This is a genomic window from Billgrantia sp. NRB1, assembly GCF_056921725.1.
The window spans coordinates 2,737,131-2,752,461 of sequence record NZ_CM167783.1 but is presented as its reverse complement, the minus strand read 5'-3'; the positions used below and the strand labels follow the sequence as shown (position 1 = coordinate 2,752,461).

General features: G+C 65.4%; 16 protein-coding genes and 1 tRNA gene. 12 read left to right on the top strand and 5 right to left on the bottom strand.

From position 1 onward, the window contains the following. Positions 1-23: 23 nt before the first annotated feature. The 4 genes from ACZIYR_RS12500 to ACZIYR_RS12485 all read right to left on the bottom strand — a co-directional run bounded on the left by ACZIYR_RS12500 (position 24) and on the right by ACZIYR_RS12485 (position 2,410). Positions 24-845: a helix-turn-helix transcriptional regulator gene (locus ACZIYR_RS12500; protein WP_473034086.1), complete on the bottom strand. Its 822-nt coding sequence runs from the start codon at positions 843-845 to the stop codon at positions 24-26. A 51-nt stretch (positions 846-896) separates the two neighbouring features. Next, positions 897-1,277, bottom strand: coding sequence for a hypothetical protein (locus ACZIYR_RS12495; protein WP_473034085.1), 381 nt, complete (start codon positions 1,275-1,277; stop codon positions 897-899). 85 nt (positions 1,278-1,362) lie between these two features. Continuing rightward, positions 1,363-1,436, bottom strand: a tRNA-Gly gene (locus ACZIYR_RS12490). 566 nt (positions 1,437-2,002) lie between these two features. Next, positions 2,003-2,410 carry a CBS domain-containing protein gene (locus ACZIYR_RS12485; RefSeq protein WP_473034084.1) on the bottom strand — a complete coding sequence of 136 codons (408 nt, stop codon included), beginning with the start codon at positions 2,408-2,410 and terminating at the stop codon, positions 2,003-2,005. Between the two features lie 215 nt (positions 2,411-2,625). Here ACZIYR_RS12485 and ACZIYR_RS12480 point away from each other — a divergent pair, with 215 nt between their 5' ends. The 12 genes from ACZIYR_RS12480 (at position 2,626) to ACZIYR_RS12425 (ending at position 14,736) form a co-directional block, all read left to right on the top strand. Beyond that, a complete protein-coding gene (locus ACZIYR_RS12480) occupies positions 2,626-3,120 on the top strand; it encodes a YqaE/Pmp3 family membrane protein (protein ID WP_483526905.1) in 495 nt (164 codons plus the stop codon). Positions 3,121-3,596: 476 nt separating this feature from the next. Continuing rightward, positions 3,597-4,418, top strand: coding sequence for an MIP/aquaporin family protein (locus ACZIYR_RS12475; RefSeq protein WP_483526904.1), 822 nt, complete (start codon positions 3,597-3,599; stop codon positions 4,416-4,418). An 83-nt stretch (positions 4,419-4,501) separates the two neighbouring features. Continuing rightward, complete coding sequence (glpK, locus tag ACZIYR_RS12470) at positions 4,502-6,007, top strand: glycerol kinase GlpK (protein WP_483526903.1); 1,506 nt, start codon at positions 4,502-4,504, stop codon at positions 6,005-6,007. Between the two features lie 123 nt (positions 6,008-6,130). After that, positions 6,131-7,783 carry a glycerol-3-phosphate dehydrogenase/oxidase gene (locus ACZIYR_RS12465; protein WP_473034080.1) on the top strand — a complete coding sequence of 551 codons (1,653 nt, stop codon included), beginning with the start codon at positions 6,131-6,133 and terminating at the stop codon, positions 7,781-7,783. 78 nt (positions 7,784-7,861) lie between these two features. Further along, on the top strand, positions 7,862-8,731 hold the full coding sequence (locus tag ACZIYR_RS12460) for a carboxylate/amino acid/amine transporter (protein WP_473034079.1): 870 nt from the start codon (positions 7,862-7,864) through the stop codon (positions 8,729-8,731). Positions 8,732-8,790: 59 nt separating this feature from the next. Next, complete coding sequence (locus tag ACZIYR_RS12455; RefSeq protein WP_473034078.1) at positions 8,791-9,672, top strand: NAD(+) kinase; 882 nt, start codon at positions 8,791-8,793, stop codon at positions 9,670-9,672. A gap of 10 nt (positions 9,673-9,682) precedes the next feature. Beyond that, the gene (locus tag ACZIYR_RS12450; RefSeq protein WP_483529081.1) at positions 9,683-10,669 is read left to right on the top strand and encodes a metallophosphoesterase; all 987 of its coding nucleotides are present in this window, start codon (positions 9,683-9,685) and stop codon (positions 10,667-10,669) included. Positions 10,670-10,926: 257 nt separating this feature from the next. Further along, the gene (locus ACZIYR_RS12445) at positions 10,927-11,775 is read left to right on the top strand and encodes a rhomboid family intramembrane serine protease (RefSeq protein WP_483526902.1); all 849 of its coding nucleotides are present in this window, start codon (positions 10,927-10,929) and stop codon (positions 11,773-11,775) included. A 12-nt stretch (positions 11,776-11,787) separates the two neighbouring features. After that, entirely contained in the window at positions 11,788-12,072 is a 285-nt protein-coding gene (locus ACZIYR_RS12440) for a YeaC family protein (protein ID WP_473034077.1), read from the top strand. A gap of 49 nt (positions 12,073-12,121) precedes the next feature. Beyond that, positions 12,122-12,922 carry a DUF2797 domain-containing protein gene (locus ACZIYR_RS12435; protein WP_483529080.1) on the top strand — a complete coding sequence of 267 codons (801 nt, stop codon included), beginning with the start codon at positions 12,122-12,124 and terminating at the stop codon, positions 12,920-12,922. A gap of 259 nt (positions 12,923-13,181) precedes the next feature. Beyond that, on the top strand, positions 13,182-14,177 hold the full coding sequence (locus tag ACZIYR_RS12430; RefSeq protein WP_483526901.1) for a zinc-dependent alcohol dehydrogenase family protein: 996 nt from the start codon (positions 13,182-13,184) through the stop codon (positions 14,175-14,177). 121 nt (positions 14,178-14,298) lie between these two features. Then, complete coding sequence (locus ACZIYR_RS12425; RefSeq protein WP_483526900.1) at positions 14,299-14,736, top strand: CopD family protein; 438 nt, start codon at positions 14,299-14,301, stop codon at positions 14,734-14,736. A 41-nt stretch (positions 14,737-14,777) separates the two neighbouring features. Here ACZIYR_RS12425 and ACZIYR_RS12420 read toward each other — a convergent pair whose 3' ends face one another. Continuing rightward, positions 14,778-15,293 carry a DUF2231 domain-containing protein gene (locus ACZIYR_RS12420; RefSeq protein ID WP_473034074.1) on the bottom strand — a complete coding sequence of 172 codons (516 nt, stop codon included), beginning with the start codon at positions 15,291-15,293 and terminating at the stop codon, positions 14,778-14,780. Positions 15,294-15,331 lie beyond the last annotated feature (38 nt).

Below are 15,331 nucleotides of genomic sequence, written 5' to 3'. Positions count from 1 at the left end.
ATTTCGCGCGTGGTGACAGGAGGTTACGACTTAAGTCGAATGCTGTGGGCATTCTCGCCGCTGTGGTTCAGGCGGCCGAGCGGCTGTTGGCGCAGCTTGCTGGGGGCGCAGCCGAAGGTGCGCCGGAAGGCGTGAGACAGGGCGCTTTGGTGGGTGAAGCCGGTGGCGGCGGCGACCTCGGACAGCGGCATGCGACTCTCCAGCAGTAGCCGCCTCGCGCGGTTGAGGCGCCGGCGGCGAACGTACTGCCAGGGAGAAAGGCCGGTCTGCTCGCGAAAGCAGCTGCGAAAGTGTGCCTCGCTCAGGCAGGCCTGCGCGGCCAGGTCGCCCACCGTCAGCGGGCTGGCCAGGTGCTGGTCGATATAGTGGTCGAGCTTGGCCAGGTCGAGCCGCTGCAGGGGCGGAGGTGGCGCGCTGCTGCCCAGGCGAGCGTGCAGGCAGCCTAGCAGGGTAGCCGCCAGGCGGTCGCTCTGTAGGGGATCGTGGCAATCCGCGGGCGAGCTTGCCAGCTCATGGAGCAGGAAATCGAGGTAGCGCTTCAGGGGGTCATCGAGCTCGAAGAAGCGCGGGGCATCGAACAGGCGAACCAGCTCATGATGGTAGCCGGTCAGTGAGGGGGCGTCGGCGGGCAGGTCGAGGATCAGCTGGCGATTGTCGCCCTGGCCGACGTAGTAGTGAACATGGTTTGCCGGCACGATGCAGCCCGAAAGCGCCGAGATGGCACCGCCCAGTCCCTCGATCTCGAATTCGGCCTGTCCCCTCAGCCCGATCACGATCTGGTGAAAGTCGTGCGCATGGTGCTGGGTGGCGGTGTCGAGAGGGATCTGGCGAATGGCGCTGGACATGCACGCTCCCGGCCTGACGTGTATTGGCGTCAGAGTATAGCCGATGCCCGGTCAACGTTCATTGTCCTGTTCCTGCTGTCGCCTGAGCCGGGTGTGGGCGGCCAGGTGGTCGCGTAGGGCCGCCAGTTCCTCCTGACCCGTGGCGTCCAGCAGCGATTTGCCCTGGGGGATCTGCCAATGGCGGCCGTGCTCGCTCATCAGCCGCTGGGCGCGGCGGCGAACCCCCTCCAGGTACTCATCATGACGAATCGGGTAGCCGACGACCGCATTCCACTCATTCTCGCTGACCCGGCTCTCAAGGGCCTTGTCGAAGGCCTCCAGAAGGTGTTCGGGTTCGGTACGGTAGCGCGGCGTGTGCGAAAACATCAGGATCAGCACCATGCTGCCGATGATCAGGAGGCAGACGGCGAAGACGAGCAGCAGTAGCGCCATGCGAAGTCTCGTTGGACAGGAGCGTGACAGGGGCGCCGCAGGAGAGAACGGATACGAGTGAAGCGAGGCGTGTGGCCGCGGCGAGTGGAGCGGGTGAAGGGAATCGAACCCTCGTCTTAAGCTTGGGAAGCTTCTGCTCTACCATTGAGCTACACCCGCGACGCGGTTTCGATAGTAAAACCAAATGGTTGCCGCTTGCAAGCTGTCTCGCCCTCTAGCGCTTGTTCTCTGCCGGCATCTATGCGCTAAATGGCTGTTTTGTCGTTCTCATCCGGCACGGCCTCGTGCGCCAGGCGGGCGGCGGGCTCGCCGAGGGCGTACGCCCAGGGCGCTGGAAAAACCTATCGAGGCGCGAGAACTTTTTGGCGCAGGCGTGTCTTAGTGGGTACAGACAACAGCGCGATGGCAGTCGCTAACACTGTTGCTCTGGCTCGCAGTTTCGATCTTGCCGCCCATGGCTCCATGTGGCGGCTTTCTTTTGGCTCTTCGCTCTTTAGCGTGAATATGTTTGGCAAGCTTTAAGGTGGGAGGCCGGCTCTGCCGGGCGAAGGCGCCGTAGGTGCCCCTTGGGTAGCGCTGCGCACTACTTCGCGAGCTAAAGCTCCCTCCCACAGCACCAGTTCACGCCAGTCTGCTATGAACCTTTCTTTTGTGCGCGACGCGCCGCCGTAAACGCCTGACGCAGCGACGCCCGACAGGGTGGGCCGGGCGTCGTCAGTGGGGGATTAGGCGTGGCGCATGCGCAGGATGGCAGTCAGCACGTCGCGTCGGGTGACGATGCCGACCAGGCGCTCCTGCTCGGTCACCGGGTAGACCTTGGGCTTGGAGCCGAGCATCTCCTGGGCCAGGTCGGTGATGCTCTTGTTGGCCGTTACCGAGAGCACCTCGTGACGCATCAGCTCCCTGACCAGCGGCGGTTCCTCGTTGAGATAGGCGCTCTCCAGCAGCTTGCCGAGGACATCCTGTTCGGAGATGAAGCCGATCAGGTGATCATGGCTGTCGACCACGGGCACGCCGGGGAGTCGGTGCAGTGCCAGGCCTTCGGCCAGAGTGGTGACCGAGGTGTTGCCGGTGACCCGGTAGCAGTCGCGGGACATGATATCGCGAACGATGGTGGGGGCCTTGCTGGGCATGGCGGATCTCCTTGTCCATGGTTCTGTTGCGTTCAGCATAGCCGAATGGGGTAGGGGCGAAGCGGACGGTCGCCAACACTTTTACCAACGCTGGGCTTCCACGGCTCCGGAACCCGGCAGAGGTCGTGCGCTCCAAATGAATAATGCTTGTGCCTGGCAAGGTTCGCCGTCCAGTCTGACAGTTGGTAGCTGTTTGCCATCAAGAGGAGATCGCGATGGATGCACGGGAATACATGGCCAAGAAAGGCATTGGCGGGGGCCGTGATGAAGAGCGCCCCAATACGCTCGAAGAGAAGGCCTGGGCGCGAGCCCGCGAGGCCGGCGATCATCGCCCGCGGGCGGGGACGCCCCACGACTGGGAAGACTGGGAGCGCCACCATGACGAGCTCGCCGAGGGGGTCGAAGAGATCGATCAGAAGATCGATCACGAGGCTCACCGGGCGCTCAAGGAGGGGGAAGCCAAAGCCCTCCCGGGTCACGACGGCGACGTGTCGCAAGAGACGGGTGCCAGCCCGGTGCCGGCTCATCCCTCGGTGCGGCTGGCGTTCACGACCTTGGCGGTGTTGCTGCCGCCGCTGGCCGTTGGGCTGTCCCGCGGCGGGAGCAGGCGCCTGATGGTCAATGTGCTGCTGACCCTGCTTGGCTGGCTCCCCGGCGTGGTGCATGCGCTGCGCTGGTTGCAGCATGCCAAGGCCCGGCGTCGCTTCTGATCCCCCTTTATCACCTTCTTTCCTTACTCACCTTCTCTCGCTTCCTAGTGTCTCGTCCCGGCCGGCCGAAAAGCCGTCCTGCAGTCGTCTTCGCTGCCTCCGCGGAGGTGTCTGTGCGAGGCGCTCTGTCGTGGCGTTCCGAAAGCGGCTGCTTCCCAGATGTTCGTTTTGCATCTTTTATGATTGTGTTCGAAAGTCGTGCGGCCTGCTTGTCTGGGCGCTATTTTCGGCATGAATACGCAAGCGTTAATGTATTTTCCGGTTATTTTGCTACTAAAGTCGCATAAATTTCTCGGCATCAGGCGTTGCCTTGGGTGTCGTGTCAGGCTAATGTCGCTATCGAAATCGAACATTGAGAGGGCGGGTGTGATCGAAAGCGAACATGCCGATGGGCGGCGCAATGGCCTTCCTGTTCGTTTCGACGCAGCTCACCGATAGCGCTAACGCCAACAACCACAATACAGCGAGGATGCGTCATGACCCCTTTTCTAGGCGAGATATTCGGCACGATGCTGCTGATCATATTCGGCGGCGGCGTGGTCGCCGGGGTGGTGCTGAAGCACTCCAAGGCCGAAGCGAGCGGCTGGATCGTCATTACCTTCGGCTGGGGCCTGGGTGTGGCGATGGCCATCTATGCGGTAGGCCAGTTCAGCGGCGCCCACATCAACCCTGCGGTCACTCTGGGCTTGGCGGTCATCGGCGAGTTTCCCTGGGCCAAGGTGCCAGTCTATGTGCTGGCACAGATGATCGGCGCCTTTATCGGCGCGGTGGTGGTCTGGCTGCACTATTACCCGCACTGGGAGCGCACCGAGAGCCAGGCCGCCAAATTGGCGGTGTTCTGTACCGACCCGGCCATCGCCCATACGCCGTCCAACCTGATGAGCGAGATCATCGGTACTTTCGTGCTGGTGCTGGGCGTGCTCGCAATCGGGGCCAATGAGTTCACCGAGGGGCTCAATCCGCTGATCATCGGGCTGTTCATCCTCGCCATCGGCCTCTCTCTCGGGGGCACCACCGGCTACGCCATCAACCCGGCTCGCGATCTGGCCCCGCGCCTGGCTCACTGGCTCTTGCCGGTGGCCGGCAAGGGCCCTTCGAACTGGAAGTACGCCTGGATACCCGTGGTGGGACCGCTGGTGGGCGGGGTGGCCGGAGGGCTCTTCTACCGCCATGTCTTCATTGATAGCAGCACCGCCGCCATGATGATCGCGCTGGGGGTGATCATGACCTGTCTGGGCGTGGATTTCATCTTCGCCAAGCGCTGGCCAACCGGTAAAACGAAGCTCGAGCAAGAGTGATCGCTGCGTTACCCGCACCGTTCATCGCCATTACTAAGATAACAACAGCAACATTGCTACCCGCCACACCTAGGAGGCCACTCATGGAAAAACAATACGTCATGTCGTTCGATCAGGGCACGACCAGCTGCCGTGCCATCCTCTTCGACCGCGACGCCCAGATCGTCGGCGTCGCCCAGAAGGAGTTCACGCAGTATTACCCCACGCCCGGCTGGGTCGAGCACGATGCCATGGAGATCTGGGGGAGTCAGATGGGGGTGGCTCGTGAAGTGCTGGAAACCCAGGGGATCAAGCCTTCGCAGGTGGCCGCCATCGGCATTACCAACCAGCGCGAAACCACGGTGGTCTGGGACCGGCATACCGGCAAGCCCATCCACAACGCCATCGTCTGGCAGGACCGGCGCACGGCGTCGCTGTGCGACCAGCTCAAGGAGCGCGGCCTGGAGGATTACATTCGTGATACCACCGGCCTGGTGGCGGACGCCTACTTCTCGGGCACCAAGATTCGCTGGATTCTCGATAACGTCGAAGGTGCCCAGGAGCGGGCGGAGCGCGGCGATCTGCTGTTCGGCACCATGGATACCTGGCTGGTCTGGAACCTGACCCGCGGCGAGCGTCATGTCACCGACTACAGCAATGCCTCGCGCACGCTGCTCTACAACATTCGCAGCCTGGAGTGGGATGCCCGCATGCTCGATGAGCTGGATATTCCGGCCTCCATGCTGCCCGAGGTGCGGCCCTCCAGCGAAGTCTACGGGACCACTGGGGCCGAAATGTTCGGCGGTGCTCGCGTGCCCATCGCCGGTATCGCCGGTGACCAGCAGGCCGCGCTGTTCGGTCAGGCCTGCTTCGAGAAGGGCATGGTGAAGAACACCTACGGCACCGGCTGCTTCTTGCTGATGAACACCGGCGATACGCCGGTGCCTTCCAAGTCCGGGCTGTTGACCACCATCGCCTGGGGGCTGAATGGCAAGGTGGAGTACGCGCTCGAAGGCGCCATTTTCATTGCCGGGGCGGCCGTGCAGTGGCTGCGCGACGAGCTCAAGCTGATCGATTCCGCCGAGGACTCGGAGTACTACGCCGGCAAGGTGGATGACGCCGGTGGCGTCTACGTGGTGCCGGCCTTTGCCGGCTTGGGAGCGCCCTACTGGGACATGTACGCCCGCGGGGCGATCTTTGGCATCACCCGGGGCACGCGCAAGGAGCACATCACCCGCGCCACCCTGGATTCACTGGCCTATCAGACTCGCGATGTCATCGATGCCATGCAGGCCGACTCCGGCATCACACTCAAGTCCCTGCGAGTGGACGGCGGTGCCGTGGCCAACAACGTCATGATGCAGTTCCAGGCCGACATGCTGGGAGTCAACGTGGAGCGCCCTCGGATCACCGAGTCCACGGCGCTGGGGGCGGCGTACCTGGCCGGCATCGCCGTGGATCTGTGGACCCAGGAGGAGGTGAGCGGCAAGGTCAAGCTGGAGCGCACCTTCGAGCCGCAGATGGACGCCGAATGCCGGGAGCGTAGCTACAAGGGGTGGAAGAAGGCCGTCCGGCGCACCATGCACTGGGAGCGGGACGAAGAAGACTGACCGCTCTGCCGCCGCCTCGCACGCCGCCGGGTGCTCACGCCCGATGTCCGGTGGCGAGGCGAGGTTCGCGGTGCCGCCCGGCGCACTGGGCGGCTCCCATCTTCGCAACAGACGAGTGCTCACATGCAACTGCGTAACAGCAATATCGGCAAACTGGCCAACGATACCTACGATGCGCTGGTCATTGGTGGCGGCATCAACGGCGCCTCGGCGGCGGCGGCGCTGGCCGGCAAGGGGGTCAAAGTGGCGCTGATCGACCGCGGCGATTTCGCCGGCAGCACCAGCATGCACTCCTCCAACCTGGTCTGGGGAGGCATCAAGTACATGGAAAGCTATGACTTTTCACTGGTGCGAAAGCTCTGCAAGAGTCGCAACCACCTGATCAAGAGCTTCCCCTCTACGGTGAAGGAGATCCGCTTTCTGACCACCATCACCCAGGGGTTTCGCTATCGGCCGCGCTACCTGTGGGCGGGCACCTGGCTGTACTGGCTGATGGGCAATGGCTTTACGCGGACTCCCCGATTCCTCACGCCGGCAGCCCTCAAGCAGCGGGAGGCGATCATCGATGTCGGGGATGCCGTGGGCGGCTTCGAGTACTCCGACGCCTACCTGCATGACAACGATGCCCGTTTCGTCTTTAATTTCGTCCGCAGTGCCTTGAACTATGGGGCCGTGGCGGCCAACTACGTCGAGTCCCAGGGCGCCCGCCGCGAGAACGGGGTCTGGGTGACCCGCGCCCGTGACGTGATGGACGGCGAAAGTTTCGAGATCCGTGCCAAGGTGTTGATCAATGCCGCCGGGCCCTGGGTCGACAAGCACAATGAGCTGACCGGGCAGCAGACCCGCCACCGGCACGCTTACTCCAAGGGCATTCATCTGATCGTGCCGCGACTGACGGAGAGTCAGCGCGTGCTGGCCTTCTTCGCCGATGACGGCCGGCTGTTCTTCGTCATTCCCATGGGCCAGCGTACCTGCATCGGCACCACCGATACGCGCATGGAGAGTCCGGAGGTGCACGTCACCGACAGCGATATCGACTTCGTGCTGGACAACATCAACAAGCGTCTCGACCTGGACGCGCCGCTCAGCCGCGACGATATCATCGCCACCCGCTGCGGCGTTCGCCCCCTGGCGGTCGAAGCCAGCGCCGGCGGCAGCCGCGATTTCCTACAGCTGTCACGAAAGCATGCCGTCGATACCGACCCTGCCAAGGCGCATATCAGCATCTTCGGTGGCAAGCTTACCGACTGCCTGAACGTGGGCGAGGAGATCGTCGACGAGGTCAAGCGACTGGGCGTCGCGGTGCCATATCCTGACTACCGCTGGTACGGCGAGCCTCCCGAGTCGGTGCGCCAGGAATTCCTCCACCAGGCAAGGCTAATGGGGCTGGACGCCATGACCTCGCCGGAGGCCTCGGAGCCCTTGACGGCCCGGCTGTGGCGACGCTACGGCACTCATGCCCTGGATATGATCGAGGAAATTCGCGAGGATCCGCGCCAGGGTGAGCTGTTGATAGAGGGCACCGAATACATCCGCTGCGAGCTGCGCCAGGCTCAGCGCCGCGAGATGATCACCCGGCTCGAAGACTTCCTGCGTCGCCGCTCGAAGATCTCGCTGGTGGTCAGCAACGAGCGGATTCGCCGCTCGCCCGGTCTGCTCGAAGCCTGTGAGATCCTGTTTGGTGATCAGGCTCGGACTCGCTTCGATGAGTACTTCGCCGAGACGCCCGAGTCGGCGCCAGAGCAGGCGGAGCGCGCCGAGGCGTCGGGGCGCTAGTCAAGAGAGGACTGCATTGATGCCCGCGGCTGGGTGGGTATAATCTCCGTCAACCTGATTTTTTGACTGGAGTTAACCGTGGGCTATCTCATCGGCGTCACCGCCCTCTGGGCCTTCTCGTTCTCGCTGATCGGCGTCTACCTGGCCGGCCAGGTGGACAGCTACTTCGCGGTGCTGGTGCGGGTGGCGCTGGCGGCGCTGGTATTCCTGCCCTTTCTGCGCCCCGCGCTGCTCAAGGGCCGCCAGCGCCTGGCGCTGATGGCCCTGGGGGCCGTCCAGCTGGGCGCGATGTATATCTTCTTCTATCAGTCCTTCCTGCTGCTCTCGGTGCCGGAGGTGCTGCTGTTCACCATCTTCACGCCGCTCTATGTGGCGCTGCTCGACGACGCCCTGTTCGGGCGCTTCACCCCCTTCTACCTGCTCACCGCCGCCCTGGCCGTGCTGGGCGCGGCGGTGATCCGTTACGACGGGGTCAGCGGCGACTTCTGGCTCGGCTTTCTGGTGGTGCAGGGAGCCAACCTCTGCTTCGCCCTGGGACAGGTGGGCTATCGGCGGCTCTCCGCCGAGCTGCCGGCGTCGCTGCCACGCTACAGCGTCTTCGCATGGTTCTATCTGGGCGCCATGGCCGTGGCGCTGCCGGCCTTCGCGCTGCTCGGCAACGCAGGCGCCATGCCCACCACCGGCGTGCAGTGGGGGGTGCTGGCCTGGTTGGGACTGGTGGCCTCGGGCCTGGGCTACTTCCTGTGGAACCTGGGGGCCACCCGGGTCGACGCCGGAGCGCTGGCGATCATGAACAACGCCCTGATTCCCGCCGGTCTGCTGGTCAACCTGGTGATCTGGAACCGCGACGCCGACCTGGTCCGCCTGGCGCTGGGCGGCGCGATCATCGTCGGCTCGCTGCTGCTCAACGAATGGTGGCTTCGCCGGCGGGTGCCGGCTGCGGCTTGAGTTTGCTGGGCCCGCGGCCAGCCGCCATAATGAGCGGCCGTGATCCGAGAGGCCAGGGAATGCAATCCTTCAAGAATATCGGGCTGATCGGCCGCCTGGGCAGCGCCAAGGTGGTCGATACCCTCAAACGGCTGATGCACTTCCTCGACGAAGCGGGCTATCACGTCATCGTCGAGGATCGCACCGCGACGGTGCTGCTCGACCACGGCCATCCCGAGGCCAGTCGACGCACCCTGGGCGAGCTGTGCGACCTGGTTATCGTGGTGGGGGGCGACGGCAGCCTGCTGGGGGCGGCGCGCACCCTCTGTCACAGCGGCACCCTGGTGCTGGGCGTCAATCGTGGACGGCTGGGGTTTCTCACCGATATCTCCCCGGACGAGCTGGAGGAGCGGGTCGGCCACGTGCTGGCCGGGCAGTACGAGGTGGAGGAGCGCTTCCTGCTGGATGCAGAGCTCTATCGCGGCGATACCCTGGTCGGCAGCGGCGACGCGCTCAACGAGGTGGTGCTGCACCCGGGCAAGGCGGTGCGCATGATCGAGTTCGAGCTGTTCATCGACGGTCAGTTCGTCTATAGCCAGCGCAGCGACGGCCTGATCATGGCCACGCCCACCGGCTCTACCGCCTACTCGCTCTCCGGCGGCGGCTCCATCATGCATCCCAAGCTCGACGTCATCGAGCTGGTGCCGATGTTCCCGCACACCCTCTCCAGCCGACCCATCGTCATCGATGCCGCCAGCGAAATCCGCGTGCATATCGGTGAGACCAACCAGACCTATCCGCATATCAGCTGCGACGGCCAGACCCGCGCGGTGGCCAAGCCCGATGATGTGCTGGTGGTGCGCCGCAAGCCCCAGCGGGTGCAGCTGGTGCATCCGCTGGGACACAACTTTTATGAAGTCCTGCGCAGCAAGCTGGGCTGGAGCAACCGCCTGGGGGACTGAGGTGACGGCAATCGAAGGCTACGACCTGATCGGCGACGTGCACGGCTGCGGTGCCACCCTGGCCGCGCTGCTGGAGAAGCTCGGCTATCACCAGCGTGGCGGCGTCTACCGCCATCCGCGACGGCGGGTCATCTTCCTCGGCGATCTGATCGACCGCGGCCCGCGCATTCGGCTGGCGGTGACCATCGCTCGGCGCATGGTAGAGGAGGGCGAGGCCCATATCGTCATGGGCAACCACGAATACAACGCCCTGGCCTACTGCCATCGGGCCCCGCGCCGTCTGGGGCGGGAATGGCTGCGCGACCACTCGCCGCGCCACAACCGCATCATCAAGGAAACCCTGGATCAGTACCGCGATCATCCTGCCGAGTGGGAGGATACCCTGGCCTGGTTCCTGGAGATTCCGCTGTTCCTGGAGTTTGCCGGCCTGCGCGTGGTCCACGCCTGCTGGGACCAGTCGCTGATCGATGCCCTGTGCCGCGAGCGCCCCGACGGGCGCATCGACGAGCGCTTCCTGGAGGCCTCGGTGGACCCCTCGACCCAGGCGTTTCGCATCCTCGACCGCCTGACCCGGGGCACCCACATTCCGCTGCCCCGAGGCACCGAGATTCACTCCGGCGACGGCTTCACCCGGCGCAGCTTTCGCGCCCACTTCTGGGCCCGGGCTCCGGTCACCTGGGGCGACGTGGTCTTCCAGCCCGACAACCTCCCCGGCGATCTGGAGCAGCGGCCACTGACCGACGAGGAGCGGGCTCGGCTGAGCTTCTATGGTCCCGGCGAGCGGCCGCTGTTCATCGGTCACTACTGGTGCGAGGGCATACCCGCGCTGCCTACCGCCAACGTGGCCTGCCTGGACTACAGCGCGGTGAAGTTCGGGCGCCTGGTGGCCTACCGCTGGAGCGGCGAGTCGCGTCTGGATGCCAATCACTTCGTCTGGGTGCGGGTGCCTCGGGAAGAGGAGGCGCGACCCTGCCCCTGGGAGATCGAGTTCGACTGATGCGTTGCGTGCAAGTGACCTAGCCCGGCATACAATTTATTACATGATTTTTTTATCCCGGCGTGAACTTCCCGGGGCGATGCCCATCAGAGTAGGTGTTCCCTTGAATGATCCCTTGCTCTTGTCCGGCGGCCCCCCTTCCGCCGGATTTTTTCTGCGTGCGGGTTTTATGCTGACTCCCGCTGATATGCTGACTCATTGTGGTGTCGCCCCACTCGCCGCATGATGGGATTAGACGCCAATCTCAGGGAGAGCTCATGTATCGCGTCATGCTGTTTCCCCACGATATCGACACCCGCGATCTGCGCCAGGCGCTGTGGGCCCATCGCATCGGTCATCGTTTCACCGAGGAAGCCGAGGGGCAGGTGCTTTGGCTGGCCGACCCCGACCAGCACGAGGCCATGATGCAGCTGTTGACACGCTGGCAGCGCGGCGAGCGGGTCATGCCCGAGCGGCGGCGCCAGCCGGCAGGCGGCGCCTCGCTGGCGGTGCCCTTTCGTCAGGCGCCGGTCTGTGCCACCACCCTGGCGCTGTGTCTGCTGGTGTTCGCGCTGATGGCGATCATGGGCGACATCGTGGTGGCCATGCTCACCATCGTGCCCATCGGTATCGTCAACGGTAGTCTCGCTTTCGGCAGCCTCGGCGATGCGCTGACCTCCGGCCAGGTGTGGCGGCTGCTGTCGCCGGCCTTTCTGCACTTTGGCTGGATGCACCTGATCTTCAACATGCTGTGGCTGTGGTATTTCGGCCGCCAGGTCGAGGCCTTCCACGGCTCGCGGCGCATGCTGATGATCCTGCTGGTGGCCGGGATCGGGGCCAACCTGGCCCAGTACGCCACCGGTACGGTGCTGTTTGGGGGCATGTCCGGCGTCGACTACGCGCTGCTCGGCTATGTGTGGCTGATGTCGCGCCGCGCCCCGCACAGCGGCTTCTTCGTGCCGCAGATGCTGGTGGTGTTCATGCTCGGCTGGATGGTCTTCACCATGACCGACGCCGCCGGCGCGGTGGGCTTCGGCAACGTGGCCAACGAGGCCCACCTGGGTGGGCTGGTCGTGGGCCTGGCGATGGGCTGGTACTATTCGAGCCAGGCCCGATTTCGACAGTGACAGGATGACGCCATGAGCGATATGACCTTCGAGCGCATGATCCAGCAGATGACCCCGAGCATCTACGAGAGCCTCAAGCAGGCGGTCTCCCTGCGCAAATGGCCCGATGGGCGCCGGCTGACCGCGGAGCAGACCGAGCTATGCCTGGAGGCGGTGATGCGCTACGAGGTGGAGAGCCGGGTGCCCGAGGAGCAGCGGGTGGGCTACCTGGAGCAGCGCACCTGCGGCAGCGCCAGCAGTGGGGCCGACGTGCCGCCGGAGCTGGCCGGCCTGGCCCGGGACGCCACCCGTGACTGATGACCGGCGGATCGCAGCGACGGAGCCGCTGCAGGGCTGTCTGCGCAAGATGTACATCGAGCCCGGCGCCCCGGGCGAAGCGGCGCGCTATACCCTGCGCGCCGGTGAGCACCGACTGGATCTCAACGCCCGGCTGGGTCGGCCGCTGCGGCTGACCTGGAGCGGCGCCATCGCCTGCACCCACTGCGGGCGCGCCACCCGGAAGAGCTTTGCCCAGGGCTACTGCTATCCCTGCTTCAAGCGGCTCGCCCAGTGCGACACCTGCATCATGAAGCCGGAGCTCTGCCACTACTTCGAGGGGACTTGTCGCGAGCCCGACTGGGGCGAGCGCCACTGCTTCCAGCCCCATGTGATCTACCTGGCCAACGCCTCCGGCCTCAAGGTGGGGATCACCCGCGGCACCCAGGTGCCGACCCGCTGGCTCGACCAGGGGGCCGTGCAGGCGCTGCCGATCCTCGAGGTGGAGACCCGCCAGCAGTCGGGCTTCGTCGAGGTGCTGTTCAAGGAGGAGGTGAGCGATCGCACCAACTGGCGGACCATGCTCAAGGGCGAGACCCGGATGCTGGATCTCTCCGCCGAGCGCGACCGGCTGCTGGCCCGTCTGGCGGGAGGGCTGGACAACCTGCGCGAGCGCTTCGGCGAGGCGGCTATTCGTCCGCTGGACGCAGCGCCGGTGAGCTTCGATTACCCGGTGCTGGAGTTTCCCGCCAAGATCGTCTCCCACAACTTCGACAAGCAGCCCGAAGTCGCCGGGACCCTGCTGGGCCTCAAGGGCCAGTACCTGATCCTCGACAGCGGGGTGATCAACCTGCGCAAGTTCACCGGCTACGAGGTGGCGGTGGCCGCCTGAATGCTGGACTATCCTGTCGACAGCCAGGGTGATCGCATGACGCAACGCTTTCCCATCGGGCAGCTTTTCGCTGGGAAGACATTACCTGTGGGAGGGCGGCTCCGCCGCGCGAAGGCACCGCAGGTGCCCCTTACTGGCAGCGCTACGCGCTGCTTCGCCCGGTAAACCGGCCTCCCACAGCAGACATCACCCATTGTCGTGAGTGCTTCTTGTCGTGCGAGCCCAGTATCGAACATGAGGTTTTGGCAGGAGCTCAACCATGAGCGAGATGCGCGCGATGCGCCTGCAGGTCCCGGGCCAGCCGCTGGTGCTGGAGCGGATTCCCCGCCCCGACCCCGGTCCGGGCGAGGTGCAGTTTCGGGTACTGGCCTGCGGCGTCTGCCGCACCGACCTGCACGTGGTGGACGGAGAACTCAGCGAGCCGACGCTGCCGCTGATTCCCGGCCACGAGATCGTCGGCGAGATCACCGCCCTGGGGGAGGGTGTCGAGGCGCTGCGAGTCGGGCAGCGGGTGGGGGTACCCTGGCTGGGCTGGACCTGCGGCGAGTGCGAGCCCTGTCGGCGCGGCGACGAGAACCTCTGCGAGCGCGCCGCCTTCACCGGCTATACCCGCGACGGCGGCTACGCCGAATACGGTGTCGCCGATGCCCGCTACTGCTTTCCTCTGGAAGCCGAAGACCCTCAGGCGGCCGCACCGCTGCTCTGTGCCGGCCTGATTGGCTACCGTACCTGGCGGCTGGCGGGCGGGGAGGCGCCGCGGCGGCTCGGCATCTACGGCTTTGGCGCCGCCGCCCATATCCTCGCCCAGCTGGCCGTGGCCAAGGGGCAGGCGGTGTATGCCTTCACCCGCCCCGGCGACAGCGCCGCCCAGGACTTCGCCCGGCGGCTGGGTGCGGTCTGGGCGGGTGGCAGCGACCAGGCGCCACCTGAGCCGCTGGATGCGGCCCTGCTGTTCGCCCCGGTGGGCGAGCTCATCCCCACGGCGCTCTCGCATGTGCGACCGGGAGGCGCGGTGGTATCGGGCGGGATTCATATGTCCGACATCCCGGCCTTTCCCTATCGGCTGCTGTGGCAGGAGCGCAGCGTCCGCTCGGTGGCCAACCTCACCCGTGGCGACGGCGAGGCCTTCCTGCGGTTGGCACCCCGCGTGCCGATTCGCACCGAGACCCGTGCCTATCCGCTCGACCAGGCCAATCAAGCGCTGGATGACCTGCGTCATGGGCGACTCTCCGGGGCCGCCGTGCTGATGCCCTGAGCCTGGCGCCGGCCGCTCCGCAGGCTTGCCGTTGACAGCCTGCCTGGTCCTGGACGGGCCCCTTGGCTAGGGTGAACAGAGTCGGCACCGTCGATATCAGTCACCGTGCAAGGAAGCTGCTATGCCCTGGCTAAAGTTTCTGCACATCGTTGCTCTGGTCATCTGGTGCGGGACGCTGCTGTATCTCCCCGCGCTGCTCACCCAGAGCCTGTCTCAGCATCGAGATGCCAGCTTCGGCAGCGATGCCCCGCCCTTACCACGCGCCTTGTTCAACGGTCTGGCCACCCCGGCGGCGCTGGTCGCCATCGCCTCGGGCACGCTGCTGTTCCTGCTGCATGGCCTGCTGGGCGGCTGGCTCATCGGCAAGCTGGTGGCGGTCAGCGGCATGGTGGTCAGCCATGTGCTGCTGGGCTGGCTGATCCTGCGCCTGGAGGCGGGCAGCGAGCGCTGGCTGGGTGTCGGGGCCCTGGGCTGCGCGCTGCTGGCGGGGCTGAGCATGCTGGTGGTGATCGGGCTGGTGCTGGTCAAGCCGCTGGATTGGACGGGAGGGATGCCATGAAACTCCGGCAGACACCGCCCGGCCGTCGGGCCGGGCGCTCCTCATTCCTGACGCTCCTTAAGGGCGTGCTCCAGGTCGACGCCCACGGCGTGCTCGTAGACCAGCTGGCCGCCGAGAAAGCCGGCCAGGGCGACCAGCCCGGCGGTCAGCAGCGACAGCCCGAGCCCCCAGGGGAGGATGGCGCTGGGATCGTGAAAGCGCAGCAGCCAGTTCAGCGACGCCAGCGACAGCATCATCACCGCGACGATGGCGTGACACCAGCCGGCCACCAGGCGCCGCACCTCCTTGATGGTGGTCAGGTCGATCAGCCCCGCGATGCTGGCGATCCAGCCGCCGAAGGCGCCCACCCCGGCCAGCCACAGGCCGGTTCGCGCCCAGAAGGGATCGCCGGTGTAGAGATAGCCCAGATCGCTGGCCACCAGGGCTATCAGCATCGCCACCGGGAAGTGGATCATCACCGGGTGCAGGGGATGACCGGCGATGGCAGCGTGGCTCTTGATGGTGTGATACACCGTGCCCTTGGGCGTTTGGGTCGCGCGCTGACGTGTCCTGGCCATGGAGCCTCTCCGGGTCGTGACAGTGTCTGTCTTCGCAT